The organism is Parapedobacter luteus (assembly GCF_900168055.1).
In the GTDB taxonomy this organism is placed as follows: Bacteria; Bacteroidota; Bacteroidia; order Sphingobacteriales; family Sphingobacteriaceae; genus Parapedobacter; species Parapedobacter luteus.
Genome location: NZ_FUYS01000005.1, coordinates 155,211 through 170,165 on the forward strand (window position 1 = coordinate 155,211; position 14,955 = coordinate 170,165).

Genomic DNA, 14,955 nt, shown 5'->3' on the forward strand with positions numbered 1-14,955 from the left:
TATTAAAAGTGTAAAGGTACGGATATTTTCTCAATTATTGCCCTACCATAAACAGGGCGTTTGCGAAGATCAGCTTCCCGCTTTCCCAGAAGCCCCGGAACAACGGATTGTCGATCAGGTAAACCACTTGGCCCCGTCCCTTGTGCTCCACACCGAATACCAATGATGCGCTTATCCCGGCTTTGGCTTTCGCGCCCACAAATCCTGTCCGGTAGTAGGTTTCGTCGGGGATGATGCCTGCATTGATGCCATCTTTTAAGTATGCGTACCGCCGCCCGCTGTTCTTGAGGGTATAGTACGTTCCGCCGGTGCCGAAGCCCAGGGGATACGTAGCATCGATCTTCACTTCGTACACGGCCCCTGATACAGCGTTGGCAATTGCTGCTCGCTCACGCGACTGGAAGTCGGCGATACGCTCTTCCGCAGCTTCCTGCTCCCGTTTTTTTTCTGCTGCCTTCCGCTCATCGTCATTCAGAAACGAGGAGATGCCGAAGCCGTCTTTGCCCGAGAAAAAGCCAACGGCACCCTCTATCGCGATAACCTTGCCGCCGGCGCTTATCCAAGCTTCCAGCTTTTTGGTAACCCCATCGCTCCACATGTTGTAATTGCCGGAAGGAAGAATGATCGTATTGTAGGCGCTCAGGTCTGCCGAGCCGAGCTGCTGCGGCTCCAAAATGGAAAGGGGATAGTCGAGTTCCTGCTCAAAAAAATGCCACACTTCGCCCGCATTGAGCGATGATGTGCCATTGCCTGCAATTAATGCCACTTTGGGGGCCTGCATAGCCCGCACTTCGCCCGAACCGAAATCCTTTCCGGTATCGACATAGCCTGTCGTCACCGCGTCGAGGCGAATCTCGTGATCATTGGCAAGCTGCACCACCCGGCTGGAAAAATCCGGTCGCTTTTCATTGCCGGCGCGCCCAATAATCAATGACCCCGCGGGGTATGTTTTTCCGCCGACGGTGAAGGTACGATCGGCATAACGGACGCGGATGCCTTCATCGAGCAACGCGGAAACAAACCGGGCGTGTGCTACCGATGTCCAGGGGGCAACATAGGCCAGTGGCGTTCCCGCCACACGATTGGCCTCGAATGGGGCACTTTGTGCAGCAGCAGTCACCTCGATGCGGGTCTCCAGCGCATAGGCCTGAAGCCCGTATGCATAAGGAAGTGCCCAGCTGGTGATGTCATAGGTAAGGCTATCAGACAGTGCAGGGTTGGGCTCAAAAAGTGTCTGCGTCAGCACAGATTTGGGTTGGTATGCACTCACGACCAGGTCGCCGGACTCAAGCGCAAACGAAGCGGTCTTCCCCGTGAAGTAGTCAAAGCCTTTCAGTCCCGAACGGCTGGATGCCTCGCCGTATTGGATGCCGTTGCGGTCAAGCAGCTCTTTAAGCGCTGTAAGCCGCTCCGGGCTGTTCCCGGGCTTGATGACATAAGCCTTGTACTGGCCTTTCGGGTTCGAACGGCCTTCGCGGAAATAATTTGCATATTCATCCACCAGCTTTTCCGCATTATTCGAAACGGTTTCAATGGTGGCCATCCCCGAAGTAAAGTGATGCAGTATCCGTTCGGTGAGCGTAAGCGTATCGCCCAGTGCAGTCAAAACGCCCAAGCCGGCCCTGCCCGAGCCGCCCTGCTCATAGGTCATGCCCACCGCACCGTTGAACATCGGCCAGCTGTCGCCATAACTGGGATAAAATAAATCGAATACCTCGCGGGTGAAATAGAGCCATGCGTTTTCATCAAAATACCGCGCGTTGTTGCGGCCTACCGTTTCTTGAAAAGATTTCTGAAAGTCAGAAACAAACGCATGTACCGGTTCGGCGGCGGGGGCAAAGTAGTACGGCGCGTTGATGCCCTGTTCGTGAAAATCGACATGTACCTGTGGCATCCATTGGTTGTATAGGCTGATACGGGCCTGTGTCTCCCGCTGTACCTGCCATGCCCAGTCACGGTTAAGATCGAAAAGGTAATGGTTGGGCCGGCCTCCGGGCCAGGGCTCAATATGCTCCACGGATTGCGGGTCCGGTTGTAGCCTGCGGTGCGCTTTCTGGTTGTACCAGTTGACATAGCGCTCCTGCCCATCGGGATTGAGGCAGGGGTCTATGACCACCACCGTGTTGTCCAGCCACTTTTTTGCATTGGCATTCGTTGGGCTTACGAGCTCCCATAGCGTCTTCATCGCCGTTTCGGAGGACACAGCTTCGTTGCCGTGGACATTATAACTTAGCCAGATAATCGGAATGCGGGTCGTCGCTTCGCCCGATTCGATACCAACGCGCTTGAGGTTGTCTTTGCGGATGGTTTCCAGATTGGCCATATTCGCCGACGACGAAATAAATGCCGCAACAAGCGGCCGCTGCTCGTGTGAGGTTCCGTAATGGACAAGCTTAACATCACCATGGGTTGCGGCGACGTGCTCAAAATAAGCAACCACCCGGTGATGGGGCGTGAACCGTGTACCCAACTCGTATCCAAGAAACTCCTTGGGCGATTGGGTCTGGGCAAAGACAGCAGTAAGGCATAGGGTGCAAAAACTCAGTGTAATCAACAAGGCTCGACTAAGCGGGAGCGGTAATCGTATGTTCATGTTTGCGGATTTGATCGCGGCAAAATAATTAAAATAACGCGATTGGTAAGCGCTGTAACCGAAAAATTATTATCCCGACCGATGGGCGATCTGTTAAACTCTGTTAAATCGCTTGTCCGTTTCCTGTTTTCGCCCTATCTTGCCCCCTAAAAATTTAATTGACAGGTATTTTAAATTCACTTATCTTTGCAGGATGTTTATAAACAGGCGAATAGTGGCGTGGGCCGCCGTGGTGTTTTTGGTCGTGATGGCTGCCGGATGTAAGAGCAAGTTTGAAAAGCTGCGCGCCAGCAATAACATCGCCCTGAAGTACCAGGAGGCTATAAAATATTACAATAGTAAAAAATATACCAAGGCCCTCACCTTATTTGATGACCTGATGACGAAATATCGCGGTCAGGCTGAGGCTGAGGATCTCTACTATTATACGGCATATACCAATTATTACCTGCGCGATTATACATCCGCGCGATTTCATTTCAAGCAGTTTACCGATACATACCCGAATAGTGGCCGTGCCGAGGAATGCCGCTACATGGGTGCCTACTGCTATTTCCTCGAATCGCCCAAGGTGGGGCTCGATCAAGAATATACTTACCGTGCGATAGAAGCTTTACAGCTGTTCATCAACCTGTATCCAAATAGCGAACGTTCCAAGGAAGCCGCGGATCTTATCCAGCAACTGCGGGATAAACTGGAAGCTAAAGCATTTGCCAATGCCAAGCTTTACCTCGACATGGGCCTTCAGGACGATTACCGGGCTGCAGTGATCGCTTTCGACAATGTACTGCGCGAATTTCCGGATACAAAATATGCCGAAGAGATGGAGTTCCTGAGCATCAAGGCTCAATACCTGTATGCCAACCAAAGCCGGCCGCACAGGCAGGAAGAGCGCTTCAGTGAGGCGTTGGATCTTTATGACCGCTTCGTATCGGCCTATCCGGAAAGCAAGTTCCGCAAGGACGCAGACGAGCTAAAACAAGACGCCGAAAAAGGAATGGAACAAGCAAGAAGCTATATGGCCCGGGTAGCTGCAGCCACCGCAACGGCTTCATCGGAGAAGTTGGCGGACGACGAGACGACGAACAATATGCCTCCCGCGGGCATGCCCCAAAAATAACTTACACAGAAAAAAGATATGAGTACGCAAATAAGTAAAACCGTTCCTAACACCACTGTCACCCGGGATTTAAGGGATTTGGATAAAAAGACAGACAACCTTTATGAATCCATCGTGATCATCAGCAAGCGTGCAAACCAGATTGCTGTAGACATGAAGGAGGAACTGAACAGCAAGCTGGCTGAATTTGCAACAACCAACGACAACCTTGAAGAGGTGTTCGAAAACCGTGAGCAAATCGAAATCTCCAAACACTACGAGCGCTTACCCAAGCCTACTTTGGTAGCCGTCGATGATTTCCTGAACGACAAAGTGTACTTCAGAAACCCGGCAAGGGAAAAAGAAGATGAATAGTGAGTATACGCGGAAAGCATATCCTTTTGGGTGTCTGCGGCAGCATTGCCGCATATAAAGCTGCTTTCCTCGTTCGCCTATTCGTCAAATCCGGAGCCCACGTACAGGTGGTCATGACTCCCGATGCGACGCAGTTCATTACGCCGCTTACACTCGCAACGCTTTCAGGCAAGCCGGTATTGGTTGATTATTTCGATGCCGCCACCGGTACATGGAACAATCATGTGCATTTGGCGCTTGCTGCCGATGCCATTGTTGTGGCTCCGGCAAGTGCCAATACATTGGCCAAATTTGCGCAAGGCCTGTGTGACAACCTGCTGTGTGCGGTGTACCTTTCTGCCAAAAGCCCCGTTTTTATTGCTCCTGCGATGGACTTGGATATGTGGGCGCACGGCAGTACACAGGCTAACATCGCCCGGCTTCGGTCTTACGGCAACCGGATCATCCCTCCGGGCCAGGGCGAATTGGCGAGCGGACTGGAAGGCGAAGGGCGGCTCGCCGAGCCCGAAGACATACTGGCCACACTGGAAGCTTACTTCGGCGAAACACAGCCGTTGGCTGGAAAGAAGGCGCTGGTCACTGCGGGCCCGACCTACGAGGCCATCGACCCCGTTCGCTATATCGGCAACCATTCCAGTGGCAAAATGGGCTATGCACTGGCGGCCCGGCTGTCCCTGTTGGGGGCAGACGTGACCTTGGTAAGCGGCCCAACCCACCTAAAGCCTCCTGCCGGCGTGACGTACATCGCCGTCACCTCTGCAGGCGAAATGCTGGACGCCTGTTTGACCCACTTTGCCCAATCGGCGATTACCGTAATGAGCGCTGCGGTAGCGGACTATACACCCACGACCGTTGCCGATAGGAAAATCAAGAAGGGGGACGATGCGGGGATGATCATCGAACTGACCAGAACAACGGACATCCTTGCGACACTTGGGCAACGGAAACAGAAAGGGCAAGTGCTGGTGGGTTTTGCCTTGGAGACCCATGACGAGCTTGACCACGCCAAAGAAAAACTGCAAAAGAAAAACCTCGATTTTATTGTGCTGAACTCCGCCCGTGACGAAGGAGCCGGGTTTGCCAACGATACCAATAAAATCACTATCATCGACCGTAACGGAAGCATGGAGGCTTTTGGACTTAAACCTAAGCAAGACGTCGCGCGGGATATCTGTGCCCGTATTATACCGTTGCTTGAAACCTCGGCCGGCTCGAATCCCGGAGGTCCAGCCTGATGGGTAGCCTTACCGTTTCATAATCGGGCGACCGATCCTTCCCCGTAATGAGCTCAATCAGTTTTTCGGCGGCCAATTGGCCGATTTGGAATGCCGGTTGGTAAACCGTGGAAAGCGGCGGCGTGAGCATATCGGCCAGCTCGGTGTTGCTGAAGCCGATCAGCGCCATATCCCCGGGAATTTGGCAACCCAGCTGATGGAGCGCAGCAAGGCTCTGCGTAGATAATTGATCGGTTGCGGCAAATAAGGCCTCCGGCGGCTCAGGTAAATCCAGCAATGCGCGGATATGCGCACGTACGCTGTCTTTCAACGCCTCCCGTCCATGCGCCTGTACGGTGCGCACAAATGCTGGCCGGTAGGGAATGTGATGTTGCTTTAAGGCGTTGGCATATCCCTCACGGCGTTGCGCGGCAAAGGGAACGTCCGGACTGAGCGTAAGCAGCGCTATGCGCCGATAGCCGTTTGCTATCAGGTGTTGCGTCGCCTGAAAAGCACCGCGTCGATTGTCTATTCCTACTTGATAAGATTCGAATTGCTCACTAATCCGATCAAACAGGACAATGGGCATACCCGTGTCCTTCAGCGCGGCAAGGTGTTCGAAATTGACCGTTTCTGCCGACGGAGATATCAGTATCCCTTCCACACCCCTGGCTTCCAATTGGTTTAGGCAGGCCTTCTCCTGGGCTAGGGACTCCTTATTCTGCATGATGATGATGTCATATCCGGCCTGCGTACAGGTGCTGTCTATCCCATCGAGCATACGAGAGACAAAACTGTTGTCGATGGAGCAAATTACGACCCCGATGGATCCGCTCTTGCCTTCTTTCAAGCTTTTTGCCATCCTATTGGGCAAGTAATGATTCGCCCGGGCATAGGCAGCCACCCGCTTTTTGGTGTCTTCGCCGATTTCGTAACTGTCGCGGAGTGCCTTGGATACTGTAGACACCGACAAATCCAACGCTTTAGCAATATCCCGTAAGGTCATCGTGGCCATCACACAAAATAGTAGCTAAAGATAGGCATTCTCTGTGTAAATACATCAAATGCTAAACCTTATCTTTGTCTAATTGTCATCGTTTTAAAATCGAAACTATGAACAAGTACTTACGCAGTGGGTTGCTGTATACGATTGCCGGCTTAACGTTTTGCGCGTTGGGCTATTACCTGATGGGGTTGGAAATCCGGCTGTATAAATGGATGATGGCCATCGGCGTTATTATTTTTGGTATCGGATTTCTAACTGTTTTCTATAGCTTTATCCGAAAAATAGAGCGGCAGAGTATTCTTGAAGAACGCAAAGAACGGCAAAACGAAAATGAGTAAAAATGGCTTGAGACCCTTCGCCCATGCATGGAATGGTATTACCGCAACCTACCGTACGGAACGAAATTTTAAAATCCACCTGACGTTCTCCCTCGCGGCCATTGCCTTGGGTATCGGCATGCACCTGTCGGCGTCGGACTGGTGCTGGATCACATTATGCATCGCCTTGGTATTCGTGGCAGAATTGATAAACACCGCCATCGAATCCGTCGTAAACCTGGTATCACCAGCCTATCATCCGCTGGCCAAAAAAGCCAAAGACGCTGCCGCAGGAGCCGTGCTCATCGCTGCCGTTTTTTCATTGGTTGTAGGGGGGATAATTTTTCTTCCTAAACTCTGGCGCCATTTTGTGATATAACCCCCTTCCCCATTTCTACTATGCTGCATAAAACCAGAGGTATCGTATTAAAAACGACTAATTATTCCGAAAGTAGCGTGGTGGCTCAGGTATTCACGGAAAAATTCGGGCTTCAGTCGTACCTTGTCAATGGGGCCCGAAAACCGAAAGCGAAAATCAGCATCACGCTCCTGCAACCTTTGCATTTGCTTGAAATGGTGGTTTACCACCGGGAAAATACATCCTTACAACGGATATCCGAAGCCCGGCAAATGCCGCATTTCCAAACGATTCCTTACGATATCGTCAAGAGCACCGTCGTGCTCTTCTTAAATGAAATGCTTTATAAAAGCCTTCGCCAGCAGTCTCCGGACGAACCGCTGTTCGGCTACCTGTTCAACGCTATCTCTTGGTTGGACACACTGGAAAAAATGCCGCCGAATTTTCATCTTCTTTTTCTGATCAAACTCTCCCGCTTTCTTGGTTTTAATCCGGCACCACCGAAAGCTGGCCAGACCTATTTTGATCTAAAAGACGGTATTTTCTGTGACACCCTGCCCGCGCATCGCCTGGTGTTGCAGCACCCCCATACGGCCCAATTCGCGGCGCTGCTGAATTGCTCTTTTGAAAAGTTATCCGCTTTACGCATCCCTTTGGCGGATAGGCGTTTTCTGCTCGACAAAATCATTGATTTTTACCGGTTGCATGTAGACCATATGGGTGACATCAAGTCACGCGAAGTGCTTGAAGAAGTACTCGGATAGCCAAACAAAACGAATCCTCGATTGTTTATTTCGGTGATGTGGCAGGAAAAAGACAACACACTTTACCGATCGTTTGAGTTCGGCGATTTTTCGGAAGCTTTTGCTTTTATGCTTCGAGTCGCTTTATTGGCCGAGCAACAAAATCACCATCCAACATGGACGAATACGTGGAACAGCGTGGAAATCTGGCTATCCACGCACGACGCAGGCAACACCGTCACTGAAAAGGACAGAAAGCTTGCCGAGTCGATAGATAAGTTACTGTAATGCCGCCGAAGAGCAATCCCGTCGCCCGATTCAATGAAGTCTTGTTCTTCCTTGTTTTGGTCTTCGGTATACTTTATGTCGCCAAATCATTTCTCATTCCTGTTGCTATCGGAGGTATGATGGCCATGCTACTGGTACCGCTATGCCGCCGCCTTGAAAAGTGGAAGATTCCACGTGGATTTTCGGCTATCATCTGTGTATTGCTGCTGCTGCTACTGTTATTGGGGGTTTGCTACCTGCTGATCAACCAGGTCGTTGCATTGGGAAAAGATTTACCAATGATTGGTGCAAAATTAAATGAAATGCTCAATTCGGGGCACGATTACATCTCCGAACACTTTCAGTTGCCGGTGGACCAACAAAAGGCGTATTTGCAAAACCAGATCACGGGCCTTACGAATCTGGCGGGCAAGTTTGTGGGGGATATTTTCCGATCATTGCTTTCACTTTTGGTCCACCTGCTAATCATCTTCGCATACACGGCGTTATTGTTGATTTACAGACGCCGAATAAAAAATTTCGTGTTAGACTTGGTGCGCCGGTATGCCGGTAGAACCAGTCTCGATGAAGCGCATGATGTTGTCCGTAAAACCACTGATGTGGCCAGTGCCTATCTGGCAGGAGTGTGTATGGTAGCCCTGATTTTTTCGGTCATCAATACGATTGGACTTGCCATTATCGGCATCGAAAATGCGTTGTTTTTCGGGATGATGGTCGCTTTTATTAACATCATCCCTTACATCGGCTCCGTTGCCGGTAGCTCAATAGTCATTTTATATACCTTCATCACCCGCGATACCCTGGTTACCCCGATAATCGTTGCATTGTTTTTTATAGTCATGCAGCAAATAGACAGTTATATCCTGACACCGAAAATCACGGGCGGCAAAATAGCACTGAATGCGCTCGCGACGCTGATGGCGCTTTTACTGGGTAACTTGGTATGGGGCGTGGCTGGCATGATCCTGTTCGTGCCGTTCCTCGGGGTCACTAAAGTCATCTTCGACCATGTGGAATCACTGAAACCGTTCGGCACCCTTATCGGCGATCGAGATGCCAAATCGAAGGCCGAAAAAAAGCCGGCTATCAGGTGATAGCCGGCCAAATACAATAAATATATTTAATAAGTAATCCTTAGATTACTTTAACATTTACCGCATTTAAACCTTTTTTGCCTCTTTCGACGTCGTACGATACGTTGTCCTTTTCACGGATTTTGTCGATAAGGCCCGATGAATGAACGAAAATGTCGCTGTCACCGGAATTTGGAACGATGAAACCAAAACCCTTGGTTTCATTGAAGAATTTAACTACTCCTTCTGCCATTGTATTGAAAATTAAAAAATAATAAAAATCAAAGGTATATAATTATTTGTAAATCAGTTCAAAATAATTTGAAATTAATGGCCTATCTTTTGTTGCTCACGGTTTTATAAATCGATCATTTTTCGCTATTTTAGCACATCGAGCAACATGCGAGCGCATCAAGATAAAGCTGGCCGACTACGCAACGATTTGGTATGGGTAGCGCGTATGGCTTGGTTGATGGACGACAAGTTCCGAATCGGTGGAACGCGTTTCCGCTTTGGCCTTGATCCCGTTATCAACATGATCCCATTTCTGGGTACTATCATCGGGTTTGTTGTCGCTTGTTTTATCGTGCTTGTCATTTGGCGTCACGGCGCCAGTCGGAAATTGATCATGCTTATGCTCATTAACGTGATTATCGATTTAACACTTGGCGCAATACCGGTTATTGGACACGTATTTGACTTTGTCTTCAAGGCAAACCGGAAAAATCTTATTTTACTTCAGCAATATCATTATCAGGGAAAACATCAGGGCAAAGGCAATGATATCCTTATGCTCATTCTTGGTGTCTTTCTGCTGTTGACGTGCTTGTTTATTTACTTATTGTGGAGCGCTTTTATGGCTTTAATCGGTTTACTGTAAGATTATTATCCAAAATGTAAACAATCAGTAGGAAATCTGTATTATTAAATATAAACGCTAACTAAACATCATGAAGTATCAGATAGCATCATTGAAAAAATTGGAAGATGAAGGCAAGAATGTAAGTAAATTACCATTTTCCATCCGTATACTGCTTGAAAATGTCCTGCGCAACCACGACAATTTTGCCGTTACCGATGAACATTTGGATACCTTAATCAATTGGGAACCGGGCGGTACGGACAAAGAAATACCTTTTAAACCTGCCCGCGTATTGATGCAGGATTTCACGGGTGTACCTGCCGTGGTCGATATGGCCTCCATACGGGCCGAAGTCATCCGAAAAGGTGGAGATGGAAGTAAAATCAACCCGGCCATCCCGGTTGATTTGGTCATCGACCATTCCGTACAGGTCGATTATTTCGGCACAAATTACGCGTACCAGCATAATGTGGCGCTGGAATACGAACGCAACGCCGAACGTTATGAATTGCTTAAATGGGGACAACAGGCATTGAATAATTTTACCGTGGTCCCACCGGGCATGGGCATCTGTCACCAGGTCAATTTGGAATACCTGGCGAAGGGTGTTATCGCACGTGATGGATGGGCTTTTCCGGATACGCTGGTCGGTACCGATTCGCATACGCCTATGGTAAACGGTATCGGTGTCATCGCGTGGGGCGTAGGTGGTATAGAGGCAGAGGCAGCTATGCTCGGGCAACCCATCTATTTCACTTGCCCGCAGGTGATCGGACTGAAATTGACCGGAAAGATACCTACCGGCTGCACGGCTACCGACATGGTGCTCACCATCACCAAATTGCTGCGCGACTATGGCGTGGTAGGTAAATTCGTTGAAGTTTTTGGTGATGCGTTGGACAACCTGAGTGTTACCGACAGAGCGACCATATCCAATATGTCGCCCGAATTTGGCTGTACCGTCACTTATTTTCCCATAGACGGACAAACGCTGGAATACATGCGGCGGACCAATCGTTCGGAAGAACAAGTCAGCTTGGTAGAAGAATATTGCAAAGAAAATCTGCTGTGGCGTACAGGCAACGAAGAAATCGTCTATTCGCACGTACTTGAGCTTGACCTTGATACATTGGAACCTACCGTATCCGGACCAAAACGCCCTCAGGATAAGATATTGGTAAAAGACCTTTCTCAACAATTTTCGAACCTCCTGAAGAAGGAATATCAGCGGAACTACCTCCCTGTCAAGAGCAGGCAAGAGCAGGCTTGGCTTTCCGAAGGCGGATCAGGAAGTCAGTTTGTCTACGAAGATCGCCAAAAAGGCTCGGGAGTGGAAGTGGAGACAGAAGATATCCGATCGGTACGGATAACGATTAAAAATCAAGAGTACGTCCTCAGTGATGGCAGTATCGTAATCGCCGCCATCACAAGCTGTACCAACACCTCCAACCCGGCGGTCATGGTAGGTGCGGGATTGGTAGCGCGAAAAGCGGTAGCGCGAGGTCTGCGCACCAAGTCGTGGGTAAAAACCAGCTTGGCACCGGGTTCGAAAGTAGTCACGGAATACTTGCAACGTGCTAATCTACTGGAAGACTTGGAAGCACTCCGCTTTCACACGGTGGGCTATGGATGCACATCTTGTATCGGAAACAGCGGTCCCTTGCCTCCGCACATTGCGGAAGCGGTAGACAAGGGTGATCTGGTGGTTGCTTCCGTGCTTTCCGGAAATCGCAACTTTGAAGCCCGTGTACACCCGCAGGTAAAGATGAATTTCCTGATGTCGCCCATGCTCGTGGTGGCCTATGCCCTCGTCGGCCGAGTAGATATCGATTTGATTAATGACCCGCTGGATTATGATCCGAATGGTAATCCGGTTTACTTACGTGACATATGGCCCACCCAGCAGGAAATTGTGGATACCATCAATGCTTGCGTACGGGTGGAAGACTTCAAAAATGTATATGATGTCATTTTCGACGGCGGTGATGATTGGAAACAGTTGATGGCCCCACAGGGGAAAAACTTCAGCTGGAACGAAAATTCCACTTATGTGCAGGAGGCTCCTTTCTTCAAGAATATAAGCAGTGAGCCCCACGACACAGCGGATATCAGCCAGGCAAAGGTATTGTTATACCTCGGCGACTCCGTGACGACGGACCACATCTCTCCGGCCGGTTCCTTCAAGCCCGAATCAGCCGCGGGACAATATTTGCTTGCCAAAGGAGTAGAACATAAGGATTTCAATTCGTACGGCTCACGGCGCGGAAACCACGAGGTAATGATGCGGGGTACATTTGCCAACGTACGCATCCGCAATAAGATAACGACCAAAGAAGGCGGCTATACGACCTACTTCCCTACCGGGGAGACATTGTCCGTATTCGACGCGGCCATGAAATACCAGGCGGATAATACGCCGCTCGTTATCCTTGCGGGTAAAGAATATGGTAGCGGATCTTCGCGCGACTGGGCGGCCAAAGGCACCAATTTACTGGGGGTAAAAGCCGTTATCGCAGAGAGTTTCGAACGCATCCACCGCAGCAACCTCGTTGGAATGGGTGTCATACCTATGGAATTCCCAGCAGGAGAAAATGCCGAATCATTGGGACTTGACGGCACGGAAACGTTTGAGATCACCGGTATCTCAACGGACTTACGCCCACATAAACTGCTCGAAGTGAAGGCCACGAAAAGCAACGGCGAGACCATCACCTTCCAATCAAAGGCTCGGTTTGATTCGGCTATTGAAATTGAGTATTACCGTCATGGCGGAATCCTGCATTACGTCTTGCGAGGATTCCTGAAACAACCCAACGTCCAGTAACGCCATTTTTACTGGGCAGACTTGAATGCATTCCATCCCTGTGCGGTGATGGGATGCACATGTCCGGATTTGGAAATTAATTCGCAACCGGCCGTTTTCTCGGTAATGTGGCCGATGACACTGATATCCGGTTGGTTTTTTACCTTGTCGTAGTCGGACTGGCTGATAGTAAAAAGCAACTCGTAGTCTTCTCCGCCGCTTAATGCACAAACCGTGGGGTCGAGCCCAAACTCCCGTGCCGTGTCATACGTCATGGGATCAATCGGTATTTTCTCCTCATATAATTTACACCCCTTGGCGGAGGATTCGCAGATGTGCAGGATTTCGGAAGCTAACCCATCAGAGATATCTATCATTGCCGTTGGTTTTACGCCTATGGTGGCAAGTAACTGTACAATGTCCTTTCGGGCTTCGGGCTTGAGCTGACGCTCAACGATGTAATCCTTTCCTTCTAAATCGGGCTGTATGGATGGGTTTTCCAAAAAGATACGCTTTTCGCGCTCCAGGAGTTGCAAGCCCACATAGGCGCCGCCTAAATCGCCCGACACACAGACGAGATCACCCTCCTGCGCACCGTCGCGATAAACGATATCCGCCTCCTGGGCGTAGCCTATGCTGGTGACGCTAATGACCAACCCCTGGACGGATGTGGACGTATCGCCACCTACTAAATCGACGTTATAGCTTTTGCAGGCTAAAAGCGCGCCCGCATACAATTCCTCTACCGCTTCGAGGGGAAACCGGCTTGACAGACCGATGGAAAAGGTAATCTGCGACGCTATACCGTTCATGGCGTAGATATCGCTGAGATTTACCTGTACAGCTTTGTATCCTAAATGCTTAAGTGGCACATAACGCAAATCGAAATGAACGCCTTCCAGCAGCAAATCAGTGGACACCAGCGTTTTTTTGCCCGAAAAATCCAATACTGCAGCATCGTCACCGATTCCCTTGAGGGTGGAATTTTCAGTAAGAACTATCGCTTTTGTGATATGGGCTATCAAACCAAACTCACCCAGTCGTTCCAGATTGGTCTTTTCCTTGTTGTCAAACATCTTCCTATTATGATTAAAGGGTATCGATTCAAAAAATAATGATGGCCGCACACTTTTTTATGCTTTTATCCTTACGCTTGTTCGTTAATGTCTACTTTAAAGTCCCAGACGCTCGGATATCTCCAGCATCCGCTCGATAGGCCGTTTTGCGCGGGCAATGATGCCGGCCGGCAAATCAACTTCGGGAAGATCGAACTTCATGCAGTTATATACCTTTTCCAGGGTGTTGAGCTTCATATAGGGACAGTCGTTGCATGCACAGGCGTTGTTCGGAGGCGCAGGTATAAACGTTTTGCCCGGGCTTGCTTTCTCCATTTGGTGGATGATGCCGCTTTCCGTGGCAACGATAAACGTATCCGAGTCGCTCTCTTGCGTATACTTAAGCAATCCTGATGTCGAACCGATGTAATCTGCGGCATCCAGTAATTCTTTTTCGCATTCCGGATGTGCGATGAATTTGGCGTGTGGAAATTGCCTACGCAAGTGTTGGATACGCTCCTGCGAAAACAACTCATGGACCATACAGGCGCCATTCCACAGGACCAAATCGCGACCTGTTTTCCGCCGCACGTAATCACCCAAGTTCTTATCCGGCCCGAAGATAATTTTCTGGTCGGGCGGAAGACTGTCCACAATCTGAACGGCATTGCTCGACGTACAGACGATGTCACTGAGCGCCTTCAATTCGGCGGTGCAATTCACGTACGTAATGGCGATATGATCAGGATATTGCTCCTTGAATTTGGCAAAAAGATGAGGCGGGCAACTATCGGAGAGCGAACAGCCCGCTTTCAGATCTGGAAGCAATACTTTCTTCTGCGGTGAAAGTATTTTAGCCGTTTCGGCCATAAAGTGCACACCGGCGAAGACAATCACATCGGCCTGCGTCTTGGCAGCTTGCTGCGAAAGGCCTAAACTATCGCCGATGTAATCAGCGATATCCTGTATCTCCGGCTCCTGGTAATAATGCGCTAAGAGTACAGCATTTTTTTCCTTTTTCAGCTTGTTTATCTCTTCAACCAAATCCAGCGTCGGATCGATTGGTTCGTCGATATAGCCTTTTGTATCCAGTTCAGTTAGATAAGTAATCATGATATACAAAGGTAGCTAAACAATTTGATATGCTTTTCATCATTCCCACAGGGACA

The 14,955-nt window shown here is 49.6% G+C and carries 15 protein-coding genes; 10 read left to right on the plus strand and 5 right to left on the minus strand.

Going from position 1 to position 14,955, the window contains the following annotated elements; translation table 11 throughout:
- Positions 1-34: 34 nt before the first annotated feature.
- Entirely contained in the window at positions 35-2,593 is a 2,559-nt protein-coding gene (locus B5X72_RS11760) for a M14 family metallopeptidase (protein ID WP_079717098.1), read from the minus strand.
- A 193-nt stretch (positions 2,594-2,786) separates the two neighbouring features.
- Here B5X72_RS11760 and B5X72_RS11765 point away from each other — a divergent pair, with 193 nt between their 5' ends.
- From B5X72_RS11765 to coaBC, 3 genes are read left to right on the plus strand one after another with little or no spacing between them, the layout of a single operon-like run.
- On the plus strand, positions 2,787-3,713 hold the full coding sequence (locus B5X72_RS11765) for an outer membrane protein assembly factor BamD (RefSeq protein ID WP_079717099.1): 927 nt from the start codon (positions 2,787-2,789) through the stop codon (positions 3,711-3,713).
- 18 nt (positions 3,714-3,731) lie between these two features.
- Positions 3,732-4,067: a DNA-directed RNA polymerase subunit omega gene (locus tag B5X72_RS11770; RefSeq protein WP_079717100.1), complete on the plus strand. Its 336-nt coding sequence runs from the start codon at positions 3,732-3,734 to the stop codon at positions 4,065-4,067.
- A complete protein-coding gene (gene coaBC, locus B5X72_RS11775; protein ID WP_079717101.1) occupies positions 4,067-5,302 on the plus strand; it encodes a bifunctional phosphopantothenoylcysteine decarboxylase/phosphopantothenate--cysteine ligase CoaBC in 1,236 nt (411 codons plus the stop codon). The genes B5X72_RS11770 and coaBC overlap by 1 nt, the downstream gene beginning before the upstream one ends.
- Here the strand turns inward: coaBC and B5X72_RS11780 are convergent.
- Positions 5,250-6,296: a LacI family DNA-binding transcriptional regulator gene (locus tag B5X72_RS11780; RefSeq protein WP_233632611.1), complete on the minus strand. Its 1,047-nt coding sequence runs from the start codon at positions 6,294-6,296 to the stop codon at positions 5,250-5,252. The genes coaBC and B5X72_RS11780 overlap by 53 nt on opposite strands.
- 98 nt (positions 6,297-6,394) lie before the next feature.
- Here B5X72_RS11780 and B5X72_RS11785 point away from each other — a divergent pair, with 98 nt between their 5' ends.
- The 5 genes from B5X72_RS11785 to B5X72_RS11805 are packed head-to-tail and all read left to right on the plus strand — an operon-like array spanning position 6,395 to position 9,087.
- Positions 6,395-6,625 (plus strand): signal peptidase, encoded by a 231-nt coding sequence (locus tag B5X72_RS11785; RefSeq protein ID WP_079717102.1) that lies wholly within the window; start codon positions 6,395-6,397, stop codon positions 6,623-6,625.
- Positions 6,618-6,983, plus strand: coding sequence for a diacylglycerol kinase family protein (locus B5X72_RS11790; RefSeq protein ID WP_079717103.1), 366 nt, complete (start codon positions 6,618-6,620; stop codon positions 6,981-6,983). Before B5X72_RS11785 ends, B5X72_RS11790 begins: the two co-directional genes overlap by 8 nt.
- A gap of 20 nt (positions 6,984-7,003) precedes the next feature.
- Positions 7,004-7,726: a DNA repair protein RecO gene (recO, locus tag B5X72_RS11795; protein WP_079717104.1), complete on the plus strand. Its 723-nt coding sequence runs from the start codon at positions 7,004-7,006 to the stop codon at positions 7,724-7,726.
- 21 nt (positions 7,727-7,747) lie between these two features.
- The gene (locus tag B5X72_RS11800) at positions 7,748-7,993 is read left to right on the plus strand and encodes a 4a-hydroxytetrahydrobiopterin dehydratase (protein WP_245826930.1); all 246 of its coding nucleotides are present in this window, start codon (positions 7,748-7,750) and stop codon (positions 7,991-7,993) included.
- Positions 7,993-9,087 (plus strand): AI-2E family transporter, encoded by a 1,095-nt coding sequence (locus B5X72_RS11805; protein WP_079717106.1) that lies wholly within the window; start codon positions 7,993-7,995, stop codon positions 9,085-9,087. Before B5X72_RS11800 ends, B5X72_RS11805 begins: the two co-directional genes overlap by 1 nt.
- A 40-nt stretch (positions 9,088-9,127) precedes the next feature.
- Here B5X72_RS11805 and B5X72_RS11810 read toward each other — a convergent pair whose 3' ends face one another.
- Positions 9,128-9,319, minus strand: a complete 192-nt coding sequence (locus B5X72_RS11810) for a cold-shock protein (protein ID WP_079717107.1) — start codon at positions 9,317-9,319, stop codon at positions 9,128-9,130.
- 147 nt (positions 9,320-9,466) lie between these two features.
- On the opposite strand from B5X72_RS11810, the gene B5X72_RS11815 reads away from it, so the two are divergent.
- Positions 9,467-9,946, plus strand: a complete 480-nt coding sequence (locus B5X72_RS11815; RefSeq protein ID WP_079717108.1) for a DUF4112 domain-containing protein — start codon at positions 9,467-9,469, stop codon at positions 9,944-9,946.
- Between the two features lie 70 nt (positions 9,947-10,016).
- Positions 10,017-12,752 (plus strand): aconitate hydratase AcnA, encoded by a 2,736-nt coding sequence (gene acnA, locus B5X72_RS11820; protein ID WP_079717109.1) that lies wholly within the window; start codon positions 10,017-10,019, stop codon positions 12,750-12,752.
- An 8-nt stretch (positions 12,753-12,760) separates the two neighbouring features.
- Here acnA and thiL read toward each other — a convergent pair whose 3' ends face one another.
- Positions 12,761-13,807, minus strand: a complete 1,047-nt coding sequence (gene thiL / locus B5X72_RS11825) for a thiamine-phosphate kinase (protein ID WP_079717110.1) — start codon at positions 13,805-13,807, stop codon at positions 12,761-12,763.
- A gap of 96 nt (positions 13,808-13,903) precedes the next feature.
- On the minus strand, positions 13,904-14,899 hold the full coding sequence (gene nadA / locus B5X72_RS11830; RefSeq protein WP_176146186.1) for a quinolinate synthase NadA: 996 nt from the start codon (positions 14,897-14,899) through the stop codon (positions 13,904-13,906).
- Between the last annotated feature and the right edge of the window lie 56 nt (positions 14,900-14,955).

What these genes read in the sequence shown, in the direction of transcription:
- B5X72_RS11815 (WP_079717108.1), top strand. Translation starts at nt 9,467, where the DNA reads ATGCGAGCGCATCAAGATAAAGCTGGCCGACTACGCAACGATTTGGTA.
- thiL (WP_079717110.1), bottom strand. Translation starts at nt 13,807, where the DNA reads ATGTTTGACAACAAGGAAAAGACCAATCTGGAACGACTGGGTGAGTTT.
- nadA (WP_176146186.1), bottom strand. Translation starts at nt 14,899, where the DNA reads ATGATTACTTATCTAACTGAACTGGATACAAAAGGCTATATCGACGAA.
- B5X72_RS11805 (WP_079717106.1), top strand. Translation starts at nt 7,993, where the DNA reads ATGCCGCCGAAGAGCAATCCCGTCGCCCGATTCAATGAAGTCTTGTTC.
- acnA (WP_079717109.1), top strand. Translation starts at nt 10,017, where the DNA reads ATGAAGTATCAGATAGCATCATTGAAAAAATTGGAAGATGAAGGCAAG.
- B5X72_RS11770 (WP_079717100.1), top strand. Translation starts at nt 3,732, where the DNA reads ATGAGTACGCAAATAAGTAAAACCGTTCCTAACACCACTGTCACCCGG.
- B5X72_RS11810 (WP_079717107.1), bottom strand. Translation starts at nt 9,319, where the DNA reads ATGGCAGAAGGAGTAGTTAAATTCTTCAATGAAACCAAGGGTTTTGGT.
- B5X72_RS11760 (WP_079717098.1), bottom strand. Translation starts at nt 2,593, where the DNA reads ATGAACATACGATTACCGCTCCCGCTTAGTCGAGCCTTGTTGATTACA.
- B5X72_RS11765 (WP_079717099.1), top strand. Translation starts at nt 2,787, where the DNA reads ATGTTTATAAACAGGCGAATAGTGGCGTGGGCCGCCGTGGTGTTTTTG.
- B5X72_RS11785 (WP_079717102.1), top strand. Translation starts at nt 6,395, where the DNA reads ATGAACAAGTACTTACGCAGTGGGTTGCTGTATACGATTGCCGGCTTA.
- B5X72_RS11780 (WP_233632611.1), bottom strand. Translation starts at nt 6,296, where the DNA reads ATGGCCACGATGACCTTACGGGATATTGCTAAAGCGTTGGATTTGTCG.
- B5X72_RS11790 (WP_079717103.1), top strand. Translation starts at nt 6,618, where the DNA reads ATGAGTAAAAATGGCTTGAGACCCTTCGCCCATGCATGGAATGGTATT.
- recO (WP_079717104.1), top strand. Translation starts at nt 7,004, where the DNA reads ATGCTGCATAAAACCAGAGGTATCGTATTAAAAACGACTAATTATTCC.